Here is a 22873-nt window from a genome sequence, read left to right as displayed (position 1 = left end):
GGAGATGTGGCACCCGTGCGGAAAGTGCCGGGGGCGGGCCCTACGCGGTGTCCGCGAGCCGGCTCGCCAGGCCCGCGGGGTCCAGCACCCGCAGCCGGCGCGGCCGCGAGCGGTAGCCGGTGTCGACCAGCCCGGCGTCCTGCAGGCGGGCCAGCTCCAGCCCGACGATCCGGGTCCGCGCGCCGACGAGGTCCGCCAGCCTGCTCTGCGAGAGCGGGACGTCCAGCAGCACCTCGGCACCGGGTCCGGGGACGCCGAACTCGTCCGCGTGGTCCAGCAGCACCTGCGCGATGCGGGTGCCGATCCGGCCCTGCGCGTACCGCACCCGGCGGTCGGTCACCGCCCGCATCTTCGCGACGACCGCGGCCGAGAGCGCCTGTCCGGCCCGCGGGTCCGCGAGCAGGAACCGGTCCAGCACCGCCCGCGACACCACCCGGCAGAGCGTGGGCGCGGCGGCCCGGACCATCGCCGAGCGAGGCCTGCGGTCCAGGTAGCCGAACTCCCCGAGCAGCGAGCCGGGGCCGCGGAAGGCCAGGAACAGTTCGGTGCCCGCGGGGTCCGCGGCACTGATCGCCGCCAACCCGGACTCCAGCAGGAGCATCGACTCCGACGCGGAGCCCTGGAACAGCAGGATCTCCCCGGTGCCGTACTCGGCCACGTGCCCGAGCCCGCACAGGGCGGCCCACAGGTCCGCATCGAGGACGGGAGCCCCACCCGAACCCAGCTCCTGGATCGACATCCGCACCCCCACGGTCGTCGTGCGGTCGTCGTCGCCGCACCCGGAACCTACCGGCCGCGCCCGTACGGCTCGTAGGCTCCCCGGGAACGGCGGATCGGGGTACGGGGGTGCGGGTGGTCGGACGCCGGGGGGACGCGGGGCACAGGGTGTGCGTCGCGGTCGATCTCGAGGGGTACGGCAGGCGGACGGACGCGGGGCAGGAGCGGGCCCAGGAGGGCCTCGCCACCCTGCTCGACACGGTGTGGGCGGCGACGGTGCCCGCGGGTGCGGTGGCGCGCCAACCCAACGGGGACGGCGAGGTGGCGCTGCTCGGCGCGGAGGTCGGCGCGGAGGTCGTCGGCGCCGTGTTCGCCGCGCTCGAGGAGGGCCTGCGCGCGGCGAACCGGACCGCCCCCGAGGGCGAGCGGCTGCGGTTGCGGGTGGCCGCGGGCCTCGGCCGCGCGCGCCCGGCGCGGAACGGGTTCGCGGGCGGCGGGGTCGTCCGGACCTGTCGGGTGCTCGCCTCGCGGGTGCTGCACGACGCGCTGCGGGACCGTCCGGGCGCGGACCTCGCGGCCGCGGTGTCCGAGCCGGTCTTCGCGGCCGCGGCCCGGGCCCTGCCCGCCGACGAGTACCGCCGGGTGCTGGTCAGCGAGCCCGCGAAGGCGTTCCGCGGGTGGGTGTGGCTCCACGTCGGGGCGCCGCTGCCCGCACCCCGCGGGCGCGCGGACCCGGTCCCGGACCGTGCCCCCGCCGTCGGGTCGGGGATGCGCATCGAGATCACGGACGGCGGGCTGGTCGGCACCGTGGTCCAGGCGGGCGAGCTGCACGGCGGGCTCACGCTGCGCCGGGAGGACCGGCGATGAACGGATCGCGGGCACGGGGCCCGCGCGACGGGGGGAGAGCGGTGGGCGAGCCGGAGCTGGAACTGCGGGTGTCGGCCCCGGTCGACACGGTCGTGCAGGTGGGGCGGATGGTGGTGACGCCGCCGCGGGGCTCCCTCGCGGGTGTGCCCGCGGCGCTGCCCGGCCGCGAGCCGGAGATCGCGGCGGCCGTGCGGATGCTCGAGGCCCACGCCGCGGTCCTGGTCCACGGCGTGCCCGGCCTCGGCGCCACGGCGATCGCGCTCGCCGCGGCCGTACGGGCGGCGCCACGGTTCGCCGGCGGCGCCCGCTTCGTGCCGGAGCCCTCGGTGGCGGCGCTGCTGGCGGCCCTCGGCCGGCCGGCCGGCCCGGAGGAGGACCCGGAACGGGTGCTGCGCGAGGTCCTCGCCGACCACCCGACCCTGCTGGTGGTGGACCGGATCGGCACGGCCGAGCAGGTCCGGGCGCTCCTCCCGCGGGGTCGGTCCGCCCTGCTGGCGGTGGCCGCGGGCCCGCTGCCCGAGCTGGACCTCGACGGCGTGGTCGCCCTGCCGGTCGGCGGGCTGCCGCGCCGCGCGGCCACCGAGGTCACCCCCGGGGTCGCCGGGGCCGCCGCGGTCCTGGCCGCCTGCCACGGCTCCCCGGTCGCGCTGCGGCTGTGGGCGGGGTCCGGCGCCGGGCCGGAGGCGATCGCGCGTGGGCTGGGCCTGCGCGAGCTCCCCGGCGCAGGCCCGCTGCCCGCCTCCCACACCACCGCGCTGGACGCCGCCCGGGCCGCCGCCCGCGCGGCCCTGGCGACCCTGCCCGTGGCGGAGCGGGCCGTGCTGCACGCCGCCGCGGCGGTGGTGCGGGCCGGATCGCCGCTGGTGGACGCGGCGACCTGCCGGGCGATGCTCGCCCCGCACACTCCGGTGGAGGAGCCGTTGCGCTCGCTCCTGGAGCGTGGCCTGCTCAGCCTCCGCCCGGGCGAGCTGACCTGCGCGGTCCCCACAGCGGTGCTGGACGTGCTGCCGCGCCCCGCCGCCCCGGCGCCGCCGCCCTCCGCGGGGTCACCGGCGTCCGCCGGGCCGGACCGCACCGTCGCCGTCCCGGGCGCCGACGCCAACGCGAACCAGAGCGCCGACCAGAGCGCCGACCGGAGCGCCGACGCGGACCTGGCCGTGGGCGGAGCCGTGGACGCCGCCCTCGCCCTCATCGCCGCTCGGTTGGAGGATCGGAGCGCACCGCCGGACCCGGTCGAGGCCGCCCTGGCCGGCGTGGCGGCCGCACGGGACCGGGCGGCGCTGCTCGCCGCGACCCTCACCCTCGCGGGCGCGCTGCGCGCCCGCGAGGGCCCCGGGAACCTCGACCGGGCCCGGCGGGCCTACGACACCGTCGTCGTCGGCGCGGCCGGACGGGACGACGCCGTGCACGCCGCCGCCCTGCGCGACCGCGGCCTGCTGGCGTACCGGCGCGGCCGGACCGCGGCCGCGCTGGTGGACCTGCGCGCCGCGGTGGCACTGCAGCACACCCTCGGGGCGGCGGCGGAGGCCGCTCGGACCTGGCAGGACATCGGCGAGATCGAGCTGGCCGCAGGCCACCCGTGCCCCGCGGTGACCGCGCACCGCTCCGCGCTCGCCGTGCTGGCCGAGCTGGGGGACCCGGTCGCCGTCACCTGGACCACGCTGGCCACCGCCCGCAGGCAGCTCGGAGCCGGGGCGGGCCGCGCACCCGTCGGGCTGCCGGACACGCCCGCCACGCGGTCGGTGCTGGTCCTCGCCCGGCTGGACCCCACCGCACCGGACGCCCAGCTCGTCGCGGCCCTCCTCTGAGACGGACCGCAGCGGCGCGGCACCTCACCGCGCCGCTGCGGGACCGGTCAGAGGTGCGGCGCCTTGTAGGGCGCGAGCCCACCCGCGTCGACGACGTGCGTCGTGCCGGTGACGTACCTGGCCTCGTCCGAGGCCAGGTAGAGGACGGCGTTGCTGATGTCGACCGGCTCGACCCACGGGACCGGGAGGCCGTTGAGCGTCTGGAAGGCCGACGTGGCGTTGTCCCGGGTGGGCTCCGCCGAGTCGCCGAGGAACAGCGAGTACATCGCCTCGTTGTGGATCATGGGCGTGTTCACCGTGGTGGGGTGCACCGAGTTGCACCGGACCCCGTGCGGCGCCAGCTCCACCGCAAGCGTCCGCATCAGCCCGACGACGCCGTGCTTGGCCGCCGTGTAGTGGGCGAGGTTCGCGAAGGCGACCAGCCCGGCCGTCGAGCTGGTGAGCACGATCGATCCGGAGCCCTGCTCCAGCATCTGCGGGATCACGGCCTTGGCGGACTTCCAGACCCCGGTCAGGTTGACGTCGATCATGGTCTGCCAGGTGGCCTCGTCCAGCTCCCAGGCGGGCGCGAACGAGGCGATGCCCGCGTTGGCCGCCAGGATGTCGAGCCTGCCGAGCTCGCTGACCCCCGCCGCCACCGCCGCCTCCAGCGCCGCGAGGTCGCGAACGTCCGCGACCCGGCTGACCACGCGCCGGTCCAGCTCCTCGATCTGCTTGGCCGTCTCGGCGAGGTCCGCCTCGGTGGCGCCGCCGTAGGGCACCGAGTCGACGTCCGCGCAGACGTCGACCGCGATGATGTCCGCGCCCTCCTGGGCGAGCCGCAGCGCGTGGCTGCGACCCTGCCCCCGCGCCGCCCCGGTGACCAGCGCGACCTTGCCCTCGACCCGTCCTGCCATGGGGACCTCCCGGTCTGGCGGGCCCCGTTGCCCGCATCCCCACCGTCCGCCGAGCGGCCGGGATCGTCAACGGGCCCGGGGCAGACGCCTTGTCGGCTCCCACACCACCGTGCGCCGTCAGCGGACCCAGTCGTAGCTGCGCTCGACCGCGCGGCCCCAGTTGGCGCGTTCGCGGTCGCGGACCCCGGGCTCCATGTCCGGGCGCCACATCCCCGCCCGGTGCCAGTTGGCGCGCAGCACCTCCAGGTCGGACCAGTGGCCGACCGCGAGCCCGGCGACGTACGCGGCCCCCAGCGAGACCGCCTCCGAGCCCAGGGGGCGCTCGACGGGGACGTCGAGCACGTCCGCGACGGACTGCATGAGGAGGTGGTCGGCGGTCATGCCGCCGTCGACCTTGAGTCGCGTGACGGGGATGCCCGACTCGGCGTTCATCGCCTCGACGACCTCACGGGTCTGCCACGCGGTCGCCTCCAGCACCGCCCGCGCCAGGTGGCCGCGGGTGATGTAGCTGGTCAGACCCACGATCACGCCACGGGCGCTCGGCCGCCAGTGGGGGGCGTAGAGGCCCGAGAAGGCGGGCACGACGTAGCAGCCGCCGTTGTCCGGCACGGTCATGGCGAGGGTCTCGATCTGCGGCGCGGTGTCGATCATGCCCAGCGAGTCCCGGAACCACTGCACCAGCGAGCCGGTCATCGCGATCGAGCCCTCCAGGGCGTAGACCGGCTCCTTCCCGACCAGGTACCCGACGGTCGGGATGAGCCCCTGCGCCGAGCCCGCGATGCGCGGACCGGTGTTCTTGAGCAGGAAGGCCCCGGTGCCGTAGGTGCACTTGACCTCGCCGGGCGCGAAGCAGGTCTGTCCGACGAGCGCGGCCTGCTGGTCCCCCAGCGCGCCCGCGACCGGCACCCCGGGCAACACGTCCGCGCACACGCCGTAGACCTCGGCGTTGGACCGGATCTCCGGCAGCATCCGCTCGGGCACGCCCAGAACGGCGAGCAGGCGCGGGGACCATTCGAGGGTCCGCAGGTCCATCAGCATGGTCCGGCTGGCGTTGGTCACGTCGGTGACGTGCACCCCGCGGGTCAGCCGCCAGATCAGCCAGGACTCCATGGTGCCGAACAGGACGTCCCCGGCCTCGGCGCCCTCGCGCGCGCCGGGGACGTGGTCGAGCAGCCAGCGCAGCCGGGGCCCGGCGAAGTAGGTCGCCGGGTTGAAGCCGCTGGTCTCGGAGTAGAGGTCGGTCAGCCCTTCGGCGACCAGCCCGGCCACGATCGGGCCGGTCCGGGTGTCCTGCCAGGTGATCGCCCTGGCCAGTGGGACGCCGGTGTGCCGGTTCCAGACCACCGTCGTCTCGCGCTGGTTGGCGATGCCCAGCGCGACGATGTTCTCCGGCCCCAGCCCCGCCCGCTTCAGCGCCTCCGGGACGACCCGGGCGACATTGCGCCAGATCTCCTCGGCGTCGTGCTCCACCCGGCCGGGCTCGGGGTAGTGCTGGCGGTGCTCGCGCTGGGCGACGGCGAGCATCCGGCCGCTGCGCGAGAACAGCAGGCAGCGGGTCGACGTGGTGCCCTGGTCGATCGCCGCGACCACCCGGTCCCCGGAACTCACCGGATGGTCCCGAGCAGCGCGGAGATCTCCCGGCCCGCGGCGCGGAGCTGGTCGGCCTGGGCGGGGCGCGGCTCGCCGCCCCCGCCGAAGAGCTGCTCGACGGGGGCGGCGATGCCGAGTGCCGCGACCGTCAGGCCGCCGCCGGAGCGCAGCGGGACCGCCGCCCCGCCCTGACCCGTCTCGTACTCGCCCACATCGGTCGACATGCCGCGGGTGCGGGCCGTGGCCAGGTGCGCCTCCAGCATCGCGAGCGTGGACGCGGTGCGGCCGGTGTAGCGGCGCAGCTCCAGGTCCCGCGGGGCGGGCGTGGAGACGGGCGCGAAGGCCAGCAGGCACTTGCCCCACGCGGTGGCGTGCAGCGGGTGCTCGGTGTTGGTGCGCAGGGTCTGCGGCGAGCCGTCGGGACGGAACACGTGGTGCACGACGCCGGCGACGCTCCCGTCCGGCACCGCGAGGTAGACCGCGCACCCGGTGCCGCCCGCCAGCGCGTCCGCCCAGTTCATGGCCCGGGACCGCAGGTCGTGCCGGTCCCAGCCGGTGGCCAGGGTGAACAGCCCGGAGCCGAGCCGGTAGAGCGCGCTGACGCGGTCCTGGTCGACCAGGCCCTCCTCGCGCAGGGTGCGGACGATGCCGTGCACCGTCGGCCGGGGCAGGTCCAGCGCCGCGGCCAGCTCGGCGAGCGCGAGCGGCCGCCCGGCGCCGCCGAGCAGGCGCAGGATCGTCGCCGCCCGCTCGACGGACTGGATGGGGCCGGGCACGGCCTCAGCTTACTGTGATCGACTCGACAGCCGCGGTTCGACATTGTCGAACGGAGGGCGTGGACGAGCCCACTCGCCGCTTCCTACCTTTCTCCACGCCGACCCCCGCCCGGTGTTCCTGCCACCCCCGGGCGGAGGTCCGCACGAGCGGAAGGAGAGTTCGATGCGGAACTCCTATCTCGGCGAACTGTCCGCCGAGTTCGCCGGCACGATGATCCTCATCCTGTTCGGCAACGGCGTGGTGGCCCAGGTCGTCACCGCGTCGAAGGACAGCCCCCTGGGCGACCACGACTCGATCGCGTGGGCCTGGGGCATCGGGGTGACGCTGGGCGTCTACGTCGCGGGCCGGATCTCCGGCGCCCACCTCAACCCCGCCGTCACGATCGCGCTCGCCTCCTACCAGGGCTTCGCCTGGAAGAAGGTCGCGCCGTACATCCTGGCCCAGACGCTCGGCGCCTTCGTCGCCGCGCTGATCGTGCGGGTCACCTACTCGGACCTGATCAACAGGATGGATCCGGGGCACACGGTCAAGACCCAGGGGATCTTCTCGACCCTGCCGGGCAACGGCGGCGACGGCGTCTCGATACCCACCGCCTTCCTCGACCAGGTCGTGGGCACGGCGATCCTGGTCTTCGTGATCTTCGCGCTGGTCAACGCGCTGAACAACCCCCCGCTGGCCAACCTGGGGCCGGTCGTCATCGGTCTGCTGGTCGTCGCGATCGGGATGGCGTGGGGCGCGAACGCGGGCTACGCGATCAACCCCGCCCGTGACTTCGGCCCGCGGCTCGCCTCGTTCATCACCGGGTACGGGACGGCCTTCCTGGACCAGAACGGCAACCAGTACTGGTGGTTGCCGATCGTCGCGCCGATCATCGGCGGCCTCATCGGCGGCGCGTTCTTCAAGATCCTGGTGGGTCGCTACCTGCTCGCGGACGACAGCGAGCCGCAGCCCGTCGGCCGCGAGGTCCCCCAGTCCCACGGAGGAGAGAACTGATGCCCGAGTACGTCGGCGCGATCGACCAGGGGACGACCAGTACCCGGTTCATGATCTTCGACCACGGCGGCAACGAGGTGGGCCGCCACCAGCTCGAGCACGAGCAGATCCTGCCGCAGGCCGGCTGGGTCGAGCACAACCCGGTGGAGATCTGGGAGCGCACCTCCTCGGTCATCCAGACGGGGCTGAACAAGACCGGACTCTCCTTCTCCGACCTCGCGGCGCTGGGCATCACCAACCAGCGTGAGACGGCCGTGGTGTGGGACAAGAACACCGGGCGACCGCTGTACAACGCGATCGTCTGGCAGGACACCCGCACCGACCGCATCGCGTCGAAGCTGGAGCGAGACGGCCACGGCGACACCATCCGCCGCAAGGCGGGCCTGCCGCCTGCCACGTACTTCTCCGGCGGCAAGATCCAGTGGATCCTGGAGAACGTCGACGGGGCGCGCGAGGCCGCCGAGCGCGGGGACGCGATCTTCGGCAACACCGACAGCTGGCTCGTCTGGAACCTCACCGGCGGGGCGAACGGCGGAGTGCACGTCACGGACGTGACCAATGCCAGCCGCACCATGCTGATGGACCTGGAGACCCTCGACTGGGACGACGAGCTGTTGGCCCTGTTCGACATCCCGCGGTCGATGCTGCCGGAGATCCGGTCGTCCAGCTCGCCGGAGGCGTACGGGACGACGCTGAAGAACGGGCCGCTCGGCGGCGAGGTGCCGATCACCGGCATCCTCGGCGACCAGCAGGCGGCGATGGTCGGGCAGGTCTGCCTGGCGCCGGGTGAGGCCAAGAACACCTACGGCACCGGCAACTTCATGCTGCTCAACACCGGCACCGAGCTGGTCCGGTCGGAGTCCGGCCTGCTGACGACGGTCTGCTACCGCTTCGGCGACGAGCCCGCGGTCTACGCACTGGAGGGCTCGATCGCGGTCACCGGGTCGGCCGTGCAGTGGCTGCGCGACCAGCTCGGGATCATCTCGGGCGCCTCGCAGAGCGAGCAGCTGGCACGCCAGGTCGAGGACAACGGCGGGGTGTACTTCGTGCCCGCGTTCTCGGGTCTGTTCGCGCCGTACTGGCGGTCCGACGCGCGCGGCGCGATCGTCGGGCTGTCGCGGTACAACACCAACGCGCACCTGGCCCGGGCCACGCTCGAGGCGATCTGCTACCAGAGCCGGGACGTGGCGGACGCCATGGAGAAGGACTCCGGGGTGCACCTGGAGGTGCTCAAGGTCGATGGCGGCGTGACCGCCAACGAGCTGTGCATGCAGATCCAGGCGGACGTGCTCGGCGTGCAGGTGTCGCGGCCGGTCGTGGCCGAGACCACGGCGTTGGGGGCGGCGTACGCCGCGGGCCTGGCCGTCGGGTTCTGGAAGGACACCGACGAGATGCGGGCCAACTGGAACGAGTCGAAGCACTGGGACCCCGCCTGGACCGAGGAGCAGCGCCAGACGGGGTACTCGCAGTGGAAGAAGGCGGTCCAGCGAACGTTGGACTGGGTGGACGTGGACTGAGAGCAGTGTGCGGAACGACGCTCCTGCACTGTTCCTCGTCTGAAGGAGGCTTCACACATGAGATCGGTCGCGCTCTCCCCGGATGCCCGTGCACAGGCGTTGCGGGACATGGCGTCCGGTGAGCTCGACGTTCTCGTCGTCGGGGGCGGTGTCGTGGGTGCGGGTAGCGCCCTCGACGCCGCCACCCGCGGCCTGCGCGTCGGCCTCGTCGAGGCCAGGGACTACGCCGCCGGGACGTCGTCGCGGAGCTCCAAGCTGATCCACGGTGGCCTGCGCTACCTGGAGATGCTGGACTTCCGGCTCGTCGCCGAGGCGCTGCAGGAGCGGGGGCTGCTGATCCAGAAGATCGCCCCGCACCTCGTTCGGCCGGTGCCGTTCGTGTACCCGCTCAAACACCACGTGTGGGAGCGGGCGTACGCGGGTGCGGGCGTCGCGCTCTACGACAGCCTCGGGCTGCTCTCCGGGCAGTCCCGCGGGGTGCCGCACCACCGGCACCTCACCCGCCGCGGCGCGCGGCGGATCGTGCCGTCGCTGCGCAAGGACGCCCTCGTCGGCGCCCTGCAGTACTACGACGCGCAGGTGGACGACGCGCGGCACACCATGTTCGTCGCCCGCACCGCGGCGGCGTACGGGGCGCACGTGGCGACCAGGGCCCGCGTCGTCGGGCTGCTGAAGGAGTCCGGCCGGGTCATCGGGGCCACGGTGCACGACCTGGAGACGGGCGAGCGGTTCGACGTCCGGGCCAAGCAGGTCATCAACGCCACCGGGGTCTGGACGGACGAGACACAGGGGCTGGCGGGCGAGCGCGGGCGGTTCCACGTCCGGGCGTCGAAGGGCATCCACCTGGTCGTGCCGCGGGACCGGATCCGGTCGGAGTCCGGGCTGATCCTGCGCACCGAGAAGTCCGTGCTGTTCGTCATCCCGTGGGGGCGGCACTGGATCATCGGCACCACCGATACCGACTGGGACCTGGACAAGGCCCACCCGGCGGCGTCGGCGGCGGACATCGACTACCTGCTGTACCACGTCAACGAGGTGCTGGAGCAGCCGCTGACCCACGACGACGTCGAGGGCGTCTACGCGGGGCTGCGGCCGCTGCTGGCGGGTGAGTCGGAGTCGACGTCGAAGCTGTCGCGCGAGCACGCCGTCGCGACCCCGGTGCCGGGGCTCGTGGTGGTCGCGGGTGGCAAGTACACGACGTACCGGGTCATGGCGAAGGACGCCGTCGACGCGGCCGTGCACGGCATGGACGCCAAGGTGCCCGAGTCGGTGACCAAGAAGATCCCGCTACTCGGGGCCGAGGGCTGGGAGGCGCTGAAGAACTCGGTCGGCGTCCTGGCCGCGCAGTCGGGGCTGCACCCGGCGCGGATCGAGCACCTGCTCGGGCGCTACGGCTCGCTGATCTCCGAGATCCTCGACCTGGTCGCGGCGGACCCCTCGCTGGGCGAGCCGCTGGGCGGGGCGCCGGACCACATCCGCGCGGAGATCGTCTACGCGGCGGCGAGCGAGGGTGCGCTGCACCTGGACGACGTCCTGACCCGCCGCACGCGGACCTCCATCGAGACCTTCGACCGCGGCCTCGGTGCCGCGCAGGAGGCCGCCGACCTGATCGCTCCGATCCTGGGATGGACGGACGAGCAGAAGGCCAAGGAGGTCGAGCACTACCAGGGCCGGGTCGCGGCGGAGCGGGAGTCCCAGACCATGCCCGACGACGCGACGGCGGACAGCGCCCGCATGGGCGCCCCGGACGTCGTGCCCGTCGCGTAGGACCTCCCGCCCCCGCACGAACGGCACTCTTGTGCGGACCTACCGCGCGAGAGTGCCGTTCGTGCGCATTCGGTGGGTCGGGCGGTACGGTCCTGGCCCCGGATTCCTGGAGGGCCAGTGACCACCACCACACTCACCGGCGAGCGGGCCGATCTCCTCGCCTCGCTGCGGCGGCACCGCGGGTTCCTGCGGCAGACCGTCGCCGGCGTGACCGAGGAGCAGGCGCGGACCCGGAGCACGGTCTCGGCGCTGACGCTCGCGTCGCTGATCAAGCACGTCGCGGACACCGAGGAGCAGTGGATCGCGTTCGCCACCGGGTCCCCGGAGGCGATGGGCGGCGGGGAGGGCTGGGACGGGGAGTGGGACCCCGACGCCCCGGACCCCCGCTTCGTCCTGTCCGACGCGGACACCCTCCCCGCGCTGCTCGCCCGCTACGACGCGGTCGCGGCGGCCACGGACGCCGTCGTCGAGACGGCGGACCTCGACCACGCCACGCCGCTCCCGTCGGCGCCCTGGTTCGAGCCGGGCGCGGTCTGGACCCTGCGCCGCACCCTGCTGCACGTGATCGCCGAGACCGCGCAGCACGCAGGCCATGCGGACATCATCCGCGAGGCGATCGACGGCGCGAAGACGATGGGTTGACACGGTGGGCGCCGGAACGCCCGAAGACCCCTGGGTGCTGCGCACTCCCCCGGGCACGTCGGAGTATCTGCTGCACCGGGACGGGGACACCCTCGTCTGCACCGTCGGCAAGACGGTCCTGACCTACCGGGCCCGGGTGCTCGAGGACCTGCACGCCATGCTCGTCGAGCGGGGCGACTGGGTCGAGCTGGGCAGCGCGGACGAGCAGAGGACCGCGAAGGAGGGGACCGTCGAGGCGTGGGCCCGGGCTGAGGACAACCCCGTCGGGGGCTGGTACGGCCTGCGCAAGGGCTACCGCGGGCGGGCGGGGATGTACCTGCCGCCGCTGCTGGAGCACCTCGGGCTCGCGGAGCTGGAGCACAACCCCCGCAACAACCGGATGCGGGCGGTCTGACGCGCCCGCGCGCCCGGCGTCGGACTCGCGGGTCGAGGTGTCGGACTCGCGGGTCACCTTGACGAACCGCACGCGGGCGGGGTCGGATGGTGATGTGAGTGCATCAACGGCGGTGGGGCCCGAGGCCCGGGAAGCGATCGCCCGCGCGGTCGTCGGCAGGGAACGGGAGCTCACGCTGGTGCTCGCCGCGGTGGCGGCGGGCCGGGACGTGCTGCTGGAGGGCCCGCCGGGCACGTCGAAGTCGACGATGCTGCGCGCGATCACCGAGCACTGGGGCGTGCCGTTCGTGCTGGTGGAGGGCAACGCCGAGCTCACCCCGGCCCGGCTGGTCGGGCACCACAACCCCGCCCGGGTGCTGCAGGAGGACTACTCCCCGGACAACTTCGTGCCCGGCCCGCTGGTGGACGCGATGCAGTCCGGCGGGTTCCTCTACATCGAGGAGCTCAACCGGGCGCCGGAGGACACGCTCAACGTCCTGCTCGGGGCGATGGCCGAGCGGGCGGTCACCGTCCCCCGGGTCGGGACGATGCGGGCTCGGTCGACGTTCCGCGTGCTGGCCAGCATGAACCCGTTCGACAACGTCGGCACCGCCCGGATCTCGGACTCGGTCTACGACCGCTGGAACCGGCTCGCGGTCGGGTACCAGTCGGACGCGGAGGAGGCCGACATCGTGGCGCGCCGCACCGGTTGCGAGGACGCCGCGCTGATCGCCGACGGCGTCGCGCTGACCCGGGCCACCCGCACCCACCCCGAGCTGCGGCGCGGGTCGTCGGTGCGCGGGGCGATCGACCTGGTCGCGATCGCCGTGGAGCTGGAGCGCATCACCCCGGACGCCGAGCGGACGCGCACCGTCCTCGACGCCGCGCTGCTCGCCCTGTCCGCGCGGGTCGGGGTGGACGAGGCGTCGGACGCCACGCCGGAACAGGTGATCACCGAGATCTGGGAGAACCATTTTTTCTCCGCCCCCGGCGGGCAGCGCCGGGCCCGCACCGCCTGACCGTCCCGAACGCCGTCGCGCTGCCCACCGCCGAAGCCGGTGAGCGACGGACCCTCCAGCCCCTGCGCCGCAAGCCCAAGAAGCTCGCGGCCGCACCCGACCTGTTCCAGACGGGGAAGGGCGCGCCGGTCGTCGCCGAGCTGAACCCGGACCGCGGCGACGGCGCCGACGAGCTGCCCGCCGGCGGGCAGGGCGTGCTGGTCACCGCCCAGAAGGCGGCGCAGAAGGACCTGACCGAGCTGCTGGAGGACACCGCCCCGGATCCCGCGGTGGCGTCGATGGCGCAGGCGATCGCGCGCCGGCTGGCGGTCCGGCGGCGGCCGCGGGACGCCCGCGCCGAACGCGGCACCGGGGCGCTCGCCTCCGTGCCCTACGCCTACCGCAGCGACGACATCGACCTGGACAAGACCATCGAGATGCTGGCCGAGCGGCCGGTGCCGGAGGACACGGACGTGATCGTGCGGGAGCGGATGAGCTCCCGGCGCGCGGCGGTGCTGATCGTGGACGTGTCGGGGTCGATGCGAGGGGAGAAGGTCCGCATCGCCGCCGCCACGGTCGCGGCGCTCTCGGCGGACCTGTCCGGTGCGGGGGACCAGCTGGCGCTGGTCGCCTTCTGGTCCGACGCCGCCGTCGTCAAGTCGCTGACGGAGCCCGCCACCCCCGCGAAGCTGCTGGACACGCTGCTGCGGATCCCCGCGCGAGGGCTGACCAACGTGGGGTTCGGGCTGTCGGTGGCCCACGCCGAGCTGGCCCGCTCCGCGGCGCGCAGGCGGACCGCGGTCCTGCTGACCGACGCCGTGCACAACGCGGGACCCGATCCCCGCGACCTCGCCCGCCGCTTCGCCGACCTGCACGTCCTGCTCGAGACCGACGGCGAGCACGACCTGCCGTTGGGCCGTGATCTCGCCCGCCTCGGCCACGGGACCCTGACCCCGGTGCACACCCATCGAGACGTCGCACCGGCCCTGAACCGCATCCTCGCCGGGTAGGAGAACCCATGACCGTCGTCGTCGTCGCCACCGTCTCGCCGAAGCCCGGGGAGGAGCAGGCCGTCCGTGAGGCGCTCCTCGCCGCGATCCCGCAGGTCCACGCCGAGCCGGGGTGCGTGAAGTACGCGCTGCACGAGGTGGCCGGGGACTCGACCGACCTGGTGTTCGTGGAGCAGTGGGAGTCGGCGGAGGCGTTGAAGGTGCACGGCAAGGCCCCGGCGCTCGCCGAGCTCGGCGGGGCGCTCAAGGGAAGGCTGGCCAAGCCGCTGGAGGTCACGCGGCTCACGCCCGTCCCCGCGGGCACCGCCGAGCAGGGCACCATCTCGGTGTGACGACTGCACGAACCCTGATCGACCTCGCCGCGATCGAGGAGGCGGCCCGGCGCATCGCCGGGCACCTCGTCCGGACCCCGACCGCGCCCAGTCCGGGCCTGACCGGGCTGCTCGGCGTGCCGGTGACCGTGAAGCTGGAGCTGCTGCAGCGCACCGGGTCCTTCAAGTCCCGGGGCGCCACGGCGAAGCTGCTGTCGCTGACCGAGGCCGAGGGGGCGGCGGGCGTGGTGGCCGTCAGCGGCGGGAACCACGGGATCGCGGTCGCGGAGATGGCCGGGGTGCTGGGGATCGCGGCGGCCGTGTGCATGCCGGAGTCGGCGTCGTCGAGCACGGTGGCGGCCTGCCGGGCGACCGGGGCGGACGTGCGGCTCACGCCGGACGTCGCGGGGGCGTTCGCGCTGGCAGGCGAGCTGCGGGCGGCCGGGCGGACCATGGTCCACCCGTTCGACGACCCGATCGTCGCGGCCGCGCAGGGCACCGTCGGGCTGGAGCTCGCCGAGGACGCGGGCGAGCTCACGGACGTGCTGGTCAGCGTAGGCGGCGGCGGGTTGGTCTCCGGGGTCGCGGCGGCGCTGCAGGCGCGACGGCCCGGGGTGCGGGTCTGGGGTGTGGAGACCGAGGGGGCGGAGGCGATGTCGGCGGCGCTGGCCGCCGGAGCACCGACACCGGTCGCCCTCTCCTCGATCGTCACCTCGCTGAGCGCGCCGTCGGTGTCGGCGCTGACCCTCGATCACGTCCGCGCGCTGGTCGAGGAGGTGCTGGTGGTCTCGGACGCCGAGGCCGTCCGGGGCTCCCTCGATCTCGCCGCGCACGCGAAGGTCTGGGCCGAGCCCGCTGCGGGCTGCCTGCTCCCCGCGGCCCGACGGGTGGTGGACCGGGTGGGGCCGGAGGCGCGGCTCGGGCTGGTGGTCTGCGGCGGGAACACCGGGGTGCGCGACCTGCTCGGGTTCGCGGAGCGGTTCGGCGTGGCGTTCTGACCGCAGGGACGCGGTCCGGCGCCTGCCGGTGATCCACTCGTCGGGAGCGGGGCGGTCGGATATCGACCTCGTCGCTCCCGGACGACGGATCACGGTCGGGACTGTGCAACCGCCGGCCGGCGTTGAGTGCGGTGTGGACGTGGTGGTGATCGGTGCCGGGCAGGCGGGGTTGTCCGCCGCCTGGGGGCTGCGGCGCGCGGGGCTGGACTTCACGGTGCTGGACGCCGAGGACGCACCCGGCGGGGCCTGGCGGCACCGGTGGGACTCGCTGCGGGTCTCCGGGGACGCCTTCGCCGCGCACCGGATCCACTCCCTACCGGGCCTCGAGTTCGCCCCCGCCGATCCCTCGCTGCCTGCCAACGTCGTGGTGCCCGAGTACTTCGCGGCGTACGAACGAGAATTCGCGCTCCCGGTCGAGCGGCCGGTGCGGGTGACCGCCGTGCGGTCGGTGGGCTCGGAGCTGCGGGTCGAGACCGACCGCGGGGTGTGGACCGCGAAGGCACTGGTCAACGCCACGGGGACCTGGACCCGACCCTTCGTGCCGAGCTACCCGGGGGCGTCGACGTTCCGCGGCGGTCAGCTGCACGCCGTCGACTTCCCGGGGGCCGAGGCGTTCACCGGGCAGCGGGTGGTGGTGATCGGGGGCGGCTCCTCCGCGGTGCAGTTCCTGCTGCAGATCGCTCCGGTCGCCGCGTCGACCACCTGGGTCACCCGGACCCCGCCGCGCTGGCGGGAGGACCCCTTCGACGCCGACGCGGGCCGCGAGGCCGTCGCGCTCGTGGAGGAGCGGGTGCGTGCGGGGCTGCCGCCGCGGCCGGTGGTGAGCGTGACCGGCCTCCCGCTCACCGATGCCTACCGCGCCGGGATCGAGGCCGGGGTCCTGGTGCGGCGGCCCATGTTCACGCGGATCACCCCGACCGGGGTGGAGTGGGCGGACGGGAGCACCGAACCGGCGGACGTCCTGCTGTGGGCCACCGGGTTCCGCCCCGCGATCGGCCATCTCGCGCCCCTGCACCTGCGGTCGCCGCAGGGCGGGATCGCGCTCGACGGCACCCGCGCCCTCGCCGACCCGCGGGTGCACCTCGTCGGCTACGGCCCCTCCGCGAGCACGATCGGCGCGAACCGGGCGGGGCGGGCGGCGGCCCACGAGATCGCGGAGTTCCTGCGGGGCGAGGCGGCGGCGTGACGGCACGTTTCGTGCGCACAGCGTGGTGGGGGCGACACGTTTCGTGCGCACAGCGCGGTGCGAGCAGCACGTTTCGTGCGCACAGCGCGGTGCGAGCAGCACGTTTCGTGCGCACAGCGCGCAGCGGGCACACGGCGCGGCACGAGCGACACGTTTCGTGCGCACAGCGCGGTGCGAACAGCGCTGGGCGCACGTCATCGGCGATCTTGCCGCGCTGAGAGCACGAAACGTGCAAGTCGTGCCGCTCGCCGCGCGTCGGGACACCGCGGGCGGGCGGCGGGGGCAGACTCCCGGCGATGAGGCAGGAGGAGCCCGCGTGGCGGCGGGTCACCGCGGCGAAGGATCTCGAGTACCGGTGGCCCGCGACGGTGACCGTGCTCGTCGCCGTCGGGATCCAGTTGCTGTTGCCCGAGACGGTCACGCCGCAGGTGCGGTGGGTGCTGCCCGCGCTGGAGCTGGCGTTCCTGGTCGTGCTGGTGGCGAGCGATCCCGTGCGGATCAGCAGGCGGACGATCGTCGCCCGAAGGGCCGGGCTCGCGTTGGCGGCCGTGGTGGGCGTGGCCAACGCCTGGTCGGTCGTGCTGTTGGTGCGCGCCATCGTCACCGGGACCTCCGGCGACGCGCCGACGCTGCTGCTCTCGGGCGCGGGCGTCTGGCTGACGAACGTGATCGCCTTCGCGCTGGTGTTCTGGGAGCTGGACCGGGGTGGCCCCGCCGCCCGCGCGCACGGCGAGCAGGACCTGCCGGACTTCCTCTTCGCGCAGATGCAGTCCCCCGACCTCGCCCCGCGGGACTGGGAGCCGCACTTCGTGGACTACCTCTTCCTCGCGTTCACCAACGCCACGGCGTTCAGCCCCACCGACGTCCTGCCGATGTCCCGCCGGGCCAAGCTGACCATGATGCTGCAGTCGACCGTCGCCCTCGCGGTCACCGGCTTCGTCGTCGCGCGCGCGGTGAACGTGCTCAGCTGAGCGGGCAGTTCGCGGTCCCCGAGTAGACCGCGCCGTCCCAGGTGCGGGCGTCGAAGGTGACCTCCACGCGCCCGTCGCGCACGGCCGCCGTCGCGGTGGCGGTGCCCGCCCTGCCGTCGGAGGTGACGTAGGAGGTGTCGTAGCTCCAGCCCCCGCGGTCGCTGTTGAACGTGGGCTCGACGACGGGTGATCCCGCGGCCGGAACCGTCAGGTACACGGCGTCCAGGGCGCCCTTCGCGGCGGCGTCGTCGCGGATGCTCACCTTCGTGGTCCCCGCCTCCGAGGAGCAGGTCGCCTCCCCGGTCAGGTCGTACGACGCGCGGCCCGCGACGTCCCGCGGATCCACGGAGAACTGCACGTGGGCGGACGGCGGTGCGTCCCGGGCTACGGCCGGGGCGGGCGCGACGGTCGGGGCGGCGGGCACCGCCGCGCACCCGGCCAGGCCGAGGGCGGAGGCGGCGACGAGGAGGAGCAACGGCTTCTTCATGTGCGGAACGCTACGAACGCGCAGGTCCGCGCCCCAGGTGAGCAGCAGGCGTCCGGGAGGTGGGGCTGGCCTCCCCTCGGATGTGCGGCGATTCTTTGAGCGATGCTCACGATCCGCGGCGCACTACCGGTGGATCGCGCTCTCGAACACCACGCGGGCCGGCCCCGCCCTCGGGTTCGCCTGCGGCCCCGGCCGGTCTGCCGCGCGGCTGCCGGTGCGTGCACGTCGAGACCCCGGCGAAGGCGGGGGTCGGCGAGCTCAGCGGGTGATGCCGGTGTGCCCCAACGAGTAGCGGCCCGGCTGCGGCCAGACGCACAGGCCGTGCGGGCCGTCGCCGACGTCCAGCTTCGTGATCAGGTGCCCGTCCGCGGTGGACAGCACGTAGACGGCCCGGTCGTAGCGGCCGGAGAGCCAGAGCTGGGTGCCGTCCGCGGTCACGTTGCCCATGTCCGGGCTGCCGCCGCCCGGGATCCGCCAGGTCGTGATCGGGGCGCCGGTGTAGGCGTCGAGCACGCTGACCGAGCCCTCGTGGCGGTTGGTCACGTACAGCTGCGTGGCGTCCCGGGACAGGTAGAGGCCGTGGGCGCCACCGCCCGTCGGGATCTCGCGCAGGACCTTCGTGGCCGCGCCGTCGAGCACCCAGACGCCGTTCTGGTCCGAGTCGGCGATGTAGAAGACCGAGCCGTCCGGGGCCAGCTTGATGTCCTGCGGGCCCATCGTGGTGTTCCGCTGCGGCATGTCGATCATGCGGAGCAGGGTCCGGTGCTCGATGTCGATCACGGCGACTCGGCCGGCGAACTCACAGGTGAAGACGGCCGTGCGGCCGTCGGGGGTGAAGTCGGCGTGGTCGATGCCCGCGCAGTCCGGCGTGGGCAGCTCGCCCTGCACGGCCCAGGTGTGCGGATCGTAGAAGACCAGCTTCCGACGGGCCTCGGCCACCGAGATCGCGGACTTCCCGTCCGGCGTGGCGTACATGTTGTACGGGTCCGTCACCGGGATCGCGGCGCCCGGCCTCCCGGTGACCGGGTCGAACGGGACGACCTTGTTCGTGGTGTCGTCCGTGGCGTACAGGGTGCGCATGTCCCAGGACGGCACGACGTGCTGCAGCTCGCCGCCGAGGTGGTAGGTGCCGACCGTCGCGAAGGTCCGCGGGTCGACCACCCGGACGTCCCCGGACTTCGTCTCCGGCACGTAGACCAGCGGCGTCGCGGCCTTCGCGGCGTCGGAGAGCATGTTCGCGCCCGCGCTCGCGTACACGTTGTGCGGGTCGGTCACCGGCGGCATGCCTGCGAGGCCGTCGGCGGCGGCGGGGGCGGCCGTCGACGCCCCCGGCGCGGACGTCTCTGCGGCCGGGGGCGCGGCGGCGGGCGCGGCGCTGCAGCCCGCCAGCACGGCGGCGGCGACCACTCCCACGACCAGCCGGACACGGGTTCTCACTTCTCGACCCTCCTCAGCCGAACAGCCTGGTCGCCGTGACCGGGGTCAGCCCCCGGGACGCCAGGTCCGCGAGCACCCCGGGGATCGCCTGCAGCGTCCCGGGATGACCGAGGTGCATGCTCACCACGCTGCCCGCCGTCGCGGTGTCGATGTTGCGCCGGATCGCGGCGACCCCGGGGTCGGTGAAGTCCTGGGAGTCGACGTCGTAGGACAGCACCGTCGGGTAGCCCGCCGCGGCGGCGAGGCTGCGGACCTCGGCCGTGGCGTGCTGGGTCTGCGAGGGCCGGAAGAAGGCCCCCGGGCCACCGGTCGCGGCCGCGATCAGGTCCCGGCACCGCTCGATCTCCGCGCGCGCGGCCGCCGTGCCGAGGGAGTCGATGTCCTTGTGCGCGTAGGTGTGGTTGCCCAGCTCGTGGCCCAGGTCGGTGACGATCCGGGGCGCGTCCGGGTGCTGCTCGATCCAGGTCCCGACGGCGAGCACCGTCACCGCAGCGCCCCCGGTCCGCAGGGCCGTGAGGACCTGCCGGGCCAGCCCGAGGTCACCCGCACCGTGGAAGGTGAGGGCGACCTCGGGGCGACCGGTGGACGCGTGCTCGACCTCGCCGGTGGGCGGGGCGGCCTGCGCGGTCGGGGTGGGCGGCGCAGGCCGCGGGGTCGCGGTCGCGCGCGGCGGCGACGTCGGCGCCGCGGGGGTGCCGGTGGAGCAGGCGGCGAGGACCGGCAGCGCCCACGCGGCGGCGAGCACCGCCCGCCGGGACGTCCCGGCCCTCTCCCCCTGCACGACGACGGACCCTAGAGCACCCGCCTTCTTGGTCTCCCCTTGGTGGAGAGCGCGTGTCCCCGTCAGTCGGTCCGGACCTCGGTGCCGTCCTGGGCCCAGCGCGTGTGGAAGCTGCCCTCGGTGTCGATCCGCTTGTAGGTGTGCGCGCCGAAGAAGTCCCGCAGGCCCTGGATCAGGTTGGCCGGGCCCCGCTCGCGGCGGTACCCGTCGTAGTAGCTCAGCGAGGACGAGAAGGCCGGGATCGGCACGCCCTGCTCGGTGGCCTTGACGATCACCCGGCGCCAGGCGTCCTGCGCGTTCGCGACGGCCTCGGTGAAGTACGGGACCATCAGCAGGTTGTCCAGGTCGGGGTGCTCGTCGTAGGCCTCGCGGATCCGGTTGAGGAACCGCGCCCTGATGATGCAGCCGCCGCGCCAGATGGTGGCCATCTCGCCCAGCTTGAGGCCCCAGTCGTTCTCCACCGACGCGGCGCGCATCTGGGCGAAGCCCTGTGCGTAGGCGACGACCTTGGACGCGTAGAGCGCCTGGCGGATGTCCTCGACCAGCGACTCGTCGTCCGCCTCCTTGGCCGGGTTCGGGCCCGCCAGGGTCTTCGCGGCCACCGCACGCTCGGAGCGCAGCGCCGAGAGCCCGCGCGCGAACACGGCCTCGGTGATGCCCGTCAGCGGGATGCCGAGGTTCAGCGCGTCGATCGCCGTCCAGGTGCCGGTGCCCTTCTGGCCCGCCTGGTCCACGATCACGTCGACGAGCGGCTTGCCGGTCTTCTCGTCCGTCTGGGCGAGGACCTTGCCGGTGATCTCGATCAGGAACGAGTCGAGGTCCCCGGTGTTCCACTCCTCGAAGATCTTCCCGACGGCGGGCGCGTCGAGCCCCGCGACGTTCGTGAGCAGGTCGTACGCCTCGGCGATCAGCTGGATGTCGGCGTACTCGATGCCGTTGTGCACCATCTTGACGTAGTGCCCGGCCCCGCCCGGCCCGACGTGCACCACGCACGGGGTGCCGCCCACGACCGCCGCGATCGACTCGAAGATCTCGCGGACCTCCTCGTAGGCGGCCGGGTCGCCGCCGGGCATGATGCTCGGCCCGAGCAGCGCGCCCTCCTCGCCGCCGGACACGCCGACGCCCATGAAGCGGAGGCCGTTCGCCTCGCACTCGGCGGTGCGGCGCACGGTGTCCGGGAAGTGCGAGTTGCCCGCGTCGATGATGATGTCGCCCTGGTCGAGCAGCGGGGTCAGCTCCTCGATCACCCCGTCGACGGGCTTGCCCGCCTTCACCATGACGATGATCTTCCGCGGGGTCTCCAGCGAGTTCACGAAGTCCGCCACGGACTCCGACGCCGTGAAGTCCCCCTCGGACGCGTAGTCCGCCATGAACTGCTCGGTCTTGGCGTACGTGCGGTTGTGCACGGCCACCGGCACCCCGCGGCTCGCGATGTTGCGGGCCAGGTTCGCCCCCATCACCGCCAGGCCGGTCACACCGATCCGGCTCTTCTCCGCCATGGCTGAATGCTCCCTCGCTGTCGCCGAGGCGCCGCGCGTGGGCGCCGGACTCTCCGGGCCCATCCTGCCGCGCGGGCGCCGCCGACGGCGACCCCCCGGGTGTGATCCGCTACCGCCCGGCGGTCCACAGTGCGCGGACCGGCGCCGCGAGCCCGCGGTGCGCCGCGACGGCGACCGAGGACGACCGCCGCAGCCACTCCCCCGGCTCGGCGGGCAGTGCCCGGCGCACTCCGTCCCTGCACACAGGGTCACCGCGCGGAGGCGGTCGGACCAGACGCGGACGGGCGTAGGCAAAGCTGCTGATCTCGGCCCCGCCCACCGCCCGGAGCCGCCCCGACGCGCCGGGTGTGCTGCCGGACCGGCCGCGTACGCCTAGGCTGAGACCGTGCGGTTGGCGATGAGCAGCGACCTGGCACTGCGGATCCTGATGAGGTTGGCAGTGGCCGGGCCCGAGGAGGAGCTGACCACACGTCAGGTCGCGGACTCGGTGGCGGTCACCTACAGCCACGCGGTGAAGGTGGTCGCGCGGCTGCAGAAGCTGGGCGTGGTGGACGCCCGCCGGGGCCGCGGCGGCGGCCTCTCGCTCTCCGAGGCGGGCCGGGCCAGCTCACTCGGGGCGCTCGCCCGCGAGCTCGAGGGCGTCGGGGACGTCGTCGGCTGCGAGGACGACCCGCCCTGTCCGCTGCGCTCCGCCTGCAGCCTGCGCGGGCTGCTGCGGGAAGCCCAGGAGAACTTCTTCCGCACCCTGGACCCGGTCACCGTCGGTGACCTGGTCCAGGAGCCCATCCTGCGGCTGCTCGGACCGCGCTCGGCCTGACGGGACGAACCAGGCCCGGTTCACGCCACCGCTTCTCCGGGAGCGATCTCGGCCTTGAGCGGGGCGAGGCTCGCCCCGATCCGGCCGATGGTCTCCTGCGGGACGCCGAGCCCGTCGAGCGTGGCGACCAGGTGCCCCACGACCAGGTCGAAGTGCGCGGGCAGGATGTGCAGCCGGGCGTGCGCCTCACCCATCGAGCGGCCCACGTACTTCTCGGGCCCGCCCAGCGCTACCGCGATGAACATGCGCTGGTGCCCCTTGAGCCGGGCCAGGTCGATGCCGTCGAAGTACGGCGCGAGCTCGGGGTCCGCGACGACTCGCTCGTAGAACTGCTCGACCGCGGCCGAGACCGCGGCCGCGCCGCCGATCTCGTCGTAGATGCTCATGGTTGTGCCCTCTCGCTCGTGTGGTGGTACGCGCGCAGGACAGAAC

Annotated in this window: 24 protein-coding genes; 14 read left to right on the top strand and 10 right to left on the bottom strand. The window is 74.1% G+C overall.

Annotation, left to right across the window (positions count from 1 at the left end; all coding sequences use genetic code 11):
- Positions 1-40: 40 nt before the first annotated feature.
- Positions 41-739, bottom strand: coding sequence for a Crp/Fnr family transcriptional regulator (locus ABD993_RS12840; protein WP_345416500.1), 699 nt, complete (start codon positions 737-739; stop codon positions 41-43).
- Between the two features lie 113 nt (positions 740-852).
- On the opposite strand from ABD993_RS12840, the gene ABD993_RS12835 reads away from it, so the two are divergent.
- Positions 853-1584, top strand: coding sequence for a hypothetical protein (locus ABD993_RS12835; protein ID WP_345416498.1), 732 nt, complete (start codon positions 853-855; stop codon positions 1582-1584).
- 41 nt (positions 1585-1625) lie between these two features.
- Complete coding sequence (locus ABD993_RS12830; protein WP_345416495.1) at positions 1626-3392, top strand: hypothetical protein; 1767 nt, start codon at positions 1626-1628, stop codon at positions 3390-3392.
- A gap of 47 nt (positions 3393-3439) precedes the next feature.
- On the opposite strand, the gene ABD993_RS12825 is transcribed toward ABD993_RS12830, so the two are convergent.
- From ABD993_RS12825 to ABD993_RS12815, 3 genes are all read right to left on the bottom strand, one after another.
- Positions 3440-4288 carry a mycofactocin-coupled SDR family oxidoreductase gene (locus ABD993_RS12825; protein ID WP_345416492.1) on the bottom strand — a complete coding sequence of 283 codons (849 nt, stop codon included), beginning with the start codon at positions 4286-4288 and terminating at the stop codon, positions 3440-3442.
- 117 nt (positions 4289-4405) lie between these two features.
- Positions 4406-5896, bottom strand: a complete 1491-nt coding sequence (glpK, locus tag ABD993_RS12820; RefSeq protein WP_345416489.1) for a glycerol kinase GlpK — start codon at positions 5894-5896, stop codon at positions 4406-4408.
- Positions 5893-6654, bottom strand: a complete 762-nt coding sequence (locus ABD993_RS12815) for an IclR family transcriptional regulator (protein WP_345416486.1) — start codon at positions 6652-6654, stop codon at positions 5893-5895. The genes glpK (ABD993_RS12820) and ABD993_RS12815 overlap by 4 nt, the downstream gene beginning before the upstream one ends.
- Positions 6655-6817: 163 nt before the next feature.
- Between ABD993_RS12815 and ABD993_RS12810 the strand changes: the two genes are divergently transcribed.
- The 11 genes from ABD993_RS12810 (at position 6818) to ABD993_RS12760 (ending at position 17420) form a co-directional block, all read left to right on the top strand.
- Positions 6818-7648 carry an MIP/aquaporin family protein gene (locus ABD993_RS12810; protein WP_345416483.1) on the top strand — a complete coding sequence of 277 codons (831 nt, stop codon included), beginning with the start codon at positions 6818-6820 and terminating at the stop codon, positions 7646-7648.
- A complete protein-coding gene (gene glpK, locus ABD993_RS12805; RefSeq protein ID WP_345416480.1) occupies positions 7648-9165 on the top strand; it encodes a glycerol kinase GlpK in 1518 nt (505 codons plus the stop codon). The genes ABD993_RS12810 and glpK (ABD993_RS12805) overlap by 1 nt, the downstream gene beginning before the upstream one ends.
- Before the next feature lie 57 nt (positions 9166-9222).
- Positions 9223-10932 (top strand): glycerol-3-phosphate dehydrogenase/oxidase, encoded by a 1710-nt coding sequence (locus ABD993_RS12800; protein ID WP_345416477.1) that lies wholly within the window; start codon positions 9223-9225, stop codon positions 10930-10932.
- Between the two features lie 117 nt (positions 10933-11049).
- On the top strand, positions 11050-11574 hold the full coding sequence (locus ABD993_RS12795; protein ID WP_345416474.1) for a DinB family protein: 525 nt from the start codon (positions 11050-11052) through the stop codon (positions 11572-11574).
- On the top strand, positions 11525-11968 hold the full coding sequence (locus ABD993_RS12790) for a DUF6855 family protein (protein ID WP_345416471.1): 444 nt from the start codon (positions 11525-11527) through the stop codon (positions 11966-11968). Before ABD993_RS12795 ends, ABD993_RS12790 begins: the two co-directional genes overlap by 50 nt.
- Positions 11969-12062: 94 nt before the next feature.
- Complete coding sequence (locus ABD993_RS12785) at positions 12063-12965, top strand: AAA family ATPase (protein WP_345416467.1); 903 nt, start codon at positions 12063-12065, stop codon at positions 12963-12965.
- 194 nt (positions 12966-13159) lie between these two features.
- Positions 13160-13954 carry a vWA domain-containing protein gene (locus tag ABD993_RS12780; RefSeq protein WP_345416464.1) on the top strand — a complete coding sequence of 265 codons (795 nt, stop codon included), beginning with the start codon at positions 13160-13162 and terminating at the stop codon, positions 13952-13954.
- Between the two features lie 8 nt (positions 13955-13962).
- Entirely contained in the window at positions 13963-14286 is a 324-nt protein-coding gene (locus ABD993_RS12775; protein WP_345416461.1) for a putative quinol monooxygenase, read from the top strand.
- On the top strand, positions 14283-15263 hold the full coding sequence (locus tag ABD993_RS12770; protein ID WP_345416458.1) for a threonine ammonia-lyase: 981 nt from the start codon (positions 14283-14285) through the stop codon (positions 15261-15263). The genes ABD993_RS12775 and ABD993_RS12770 overlap by 4 nt, the downstream gene beginning before the upstream one ends.
- A 133-nt stretch (positions 15264-15396) precedes the next feature.
- Positions 15397-16449 carry an FAD-dependent oxidoreductase gene (locus ABD993_RS12765; protein WP_345416455.1) on the top strand — a complete coding sequence of 351 codons (1053 nt, stop codon included), beginning with the start codon at positions 15397-15399 and terminating at the stop codon, positions 16447-16449.
- A gap of 296 nt (positions 16450-16745) precedes the next feature.
- Positions 16746-17420, top strand: a complete 675-nt coding sequence (locus ABD993_RS12760) for a hypothetical protein (protein WP_345416452.1) — start codon at positions 16746-16748, stop codon at positions 17418-17420.
- On the opposite strand, the gene ABD993_RS12755 is transcribed toward ABD993_RS12760, so the two are convergent.
- The 5 genes from ABD993_RS12755 to ABD993_RS12735 all read right to left on the bottom strand — a co-directional run bounded on the left by ABD993_RS12755 (position 17413) and on the right by ABD993_RS12735 (position 21868).
- Positions 17413-17907: a hypothetical protein gene (locus tag ABD993_RS12755; protein ID WP_345416449.1), complete on the bottom strand. Its 495-nt coding sequence runs from the start codon at positions 17905-17907 to the stop codon at positions 17413-17415. The two genes, ABD993_RS12760 and ABD993_RS12755, sit on opposite strands and share 8 nt — an antisense overlap.
- A 258-nt stretch (positions 17908-18165) precedes the next feature.
- Positions 18166-19344, bottom strand: coding sequence for a YncE family protein (locus ABD993_RS12750; protein ID WP_345416446.1), 1179 nt, complete (start codon positions 19342-19344; stop codon positions 18166-18168).
- 13 nt (positions 19345-19357) lie between these two features.
- Positions 19358-20125: a polysaccharide deacetylase family protein gene (locus tag ABD993_RS12745; protein WP_345416444.1), complete on the bottom strand. Its 768-nt coding sequence runs from the start codon at positions 20123-20125 to the stop codon at positions 19358-19360.
- 62 nt (positions 20126-20187) lie between these two features.
- A complete protein-coding gene (gene gndA, locus ABD993_RS12740) occupies positions 20188-21624 on the bottom strand; it encodes an NADP-dependent phosphogluconate dehydrogenase (protein ID WP_345416442.1) in 1437 nt (478 codons plus the stop codon).
- A gap of 109 nt (positions 21625-21733) precedes the next feature.
- Positions 21734-21868: a hypothetical protein gene (locus ABD993_RS12735; protein ID WP_345416439.1), complete on the bottom strand. Its 135-nt coding sequence runs from the start codon at positions 21866-21868 to the stop codon at positions 21734-21736.
- Between the two features lie 153 nt (positions 21869-22021).
- On the opposite strand from ABD993_RS12735, the gene ABD993_RS12730 reads away from it, so the two are divergent.
- Entirely contained in the window at positions 22022-22441 is a 420-nt protein-coding gene (locus tag ABD993_RS12730; protein WP_345416437.1) for an RrF2 family transcriptional regulator, read from the top strand.
- Positions 22442-22461: 20 nt separating this feature from the next.
- On the opposite strand, the gene ABD993_RS12725 is transcribed toward ABD993_RS12730, so the two are convergent.
- Positions 22462-22827, bottom strand: a complete 366-nt coding sequence (locus ABD993_RS12725; protein WP_345416434.1) for a group I truncated hemoglobin — start codon at positions 22825-22827, stop codon at positions 22462-22464.
- Positions 22828-22873 lie beyond the last annotated feature (46 nt).

It is taken from the genome of Pseudonocardia xishanensis (assembly GCF_039541715.1).
Lineage (GTDB): Bacteria > Actinomycetota > Actinomycetes > Mycobacteriales > Pseudonocardiaceae > Pseudonocardia > Pseudonocardia xishanensis.
Note: the sequence above shows the minus strand (reverse complement) of the source record. Positions and strands in the feature narration are given on the sequence as shown.

What these genes read in the sequence shown, in the direction of transcription:
- ABD993_RS12790 (WP_345416471.1), top strand. Translation starts at nt 11,525, where the DNA reads ATGCGGACATCATCCGCGAGGCGATCGACGGCGCGAAGACGATGGGTT.
- ABD993_RS12725 (WP_345416434.1), bottom strand. Translation starts at nt 22,827, where the DNA reads ATGAGCATCTACGACGAGATCGGCGGCGCGGCCGCGGTCTCGGCCGCG.
- glpK (WP_345416480.1), top strand. Translation starts at nt 7,648, where the DNA reads ATGCCCGAGTACGTCGGCGCGATCGACCAGGGGACGACCAGTACCCGG.
- ABD993_RS12825 (WP_345416492.1), bottom strand. Translation starts at nt 4,288, where the DNA reads ATGGCAGGACGGGTCGAGGGCAAGGTCGCGCTGGTCACCGGGGCGGCG.
- ABD993_RS12840 (WP_345416500.1), bottom strand. Translation starts at nt 739, where the DNA reads ATGTCGATCCAGGAGCTGGGTTCGGGTGGGGCTCCCGTCCTCGATGCG.
- ABD993_RS12800 (WP_345416477.1), top strand. Translation starts at nt 9,223, where the DNA reads ATGAGATCGGTCGCGCTCTCCCCGGATGCCCGTGCACAGGCGTTGCGG.
- gndA (WP_345416442.1), bottom strand. Translation starts at nt 21,624, where the DNA reads ATGGCGGAGAAGAGCCGGATCGGTGTGACCGGCCTGGCGGTGATGGGG.
- ABD993_RS12775 (WP_345416461.1), top strand. Translation starts at nt 13,963, where the DNA reads ATGACCGTCGTCGTCGTCGCCACCGTCTCGCCGAAGCCCGGGGAGGAG.
- ABD993_RS12755 (WP_345416449.1), bottom strand. Translation starts at nt 17,907, where the DNA reads ATGAAGAAGCCGTTGCTCCTCCTCGTCGCCGCCTCCGCCCTCGGCCTG.
- ABD993_RS12760 (WP_345416452.1), top strand. Translation starts at nt 16,746, where the DNA reads ATGAGGCAGGAGGAGCCCGCGTGGCGGCGGGTCACCGCGGCGAAGGAT.
- ABD993_RS12730 (WP_345416437.1), top strand. Translation starts at nt 22,022, where the DNA reads ATGAGCAGCGACCTGGCACTGCGGATCCTGATGAGGTTGGCAGTGGCC.
- ABD993_RS12810 (WP_345416483.1), top strand. Translation starts at nt 6,818, where the DNA reads ATGCGGAACTCCTATCTCGGCGAACTGTCCGCCGAGTTCGCCGGCACG.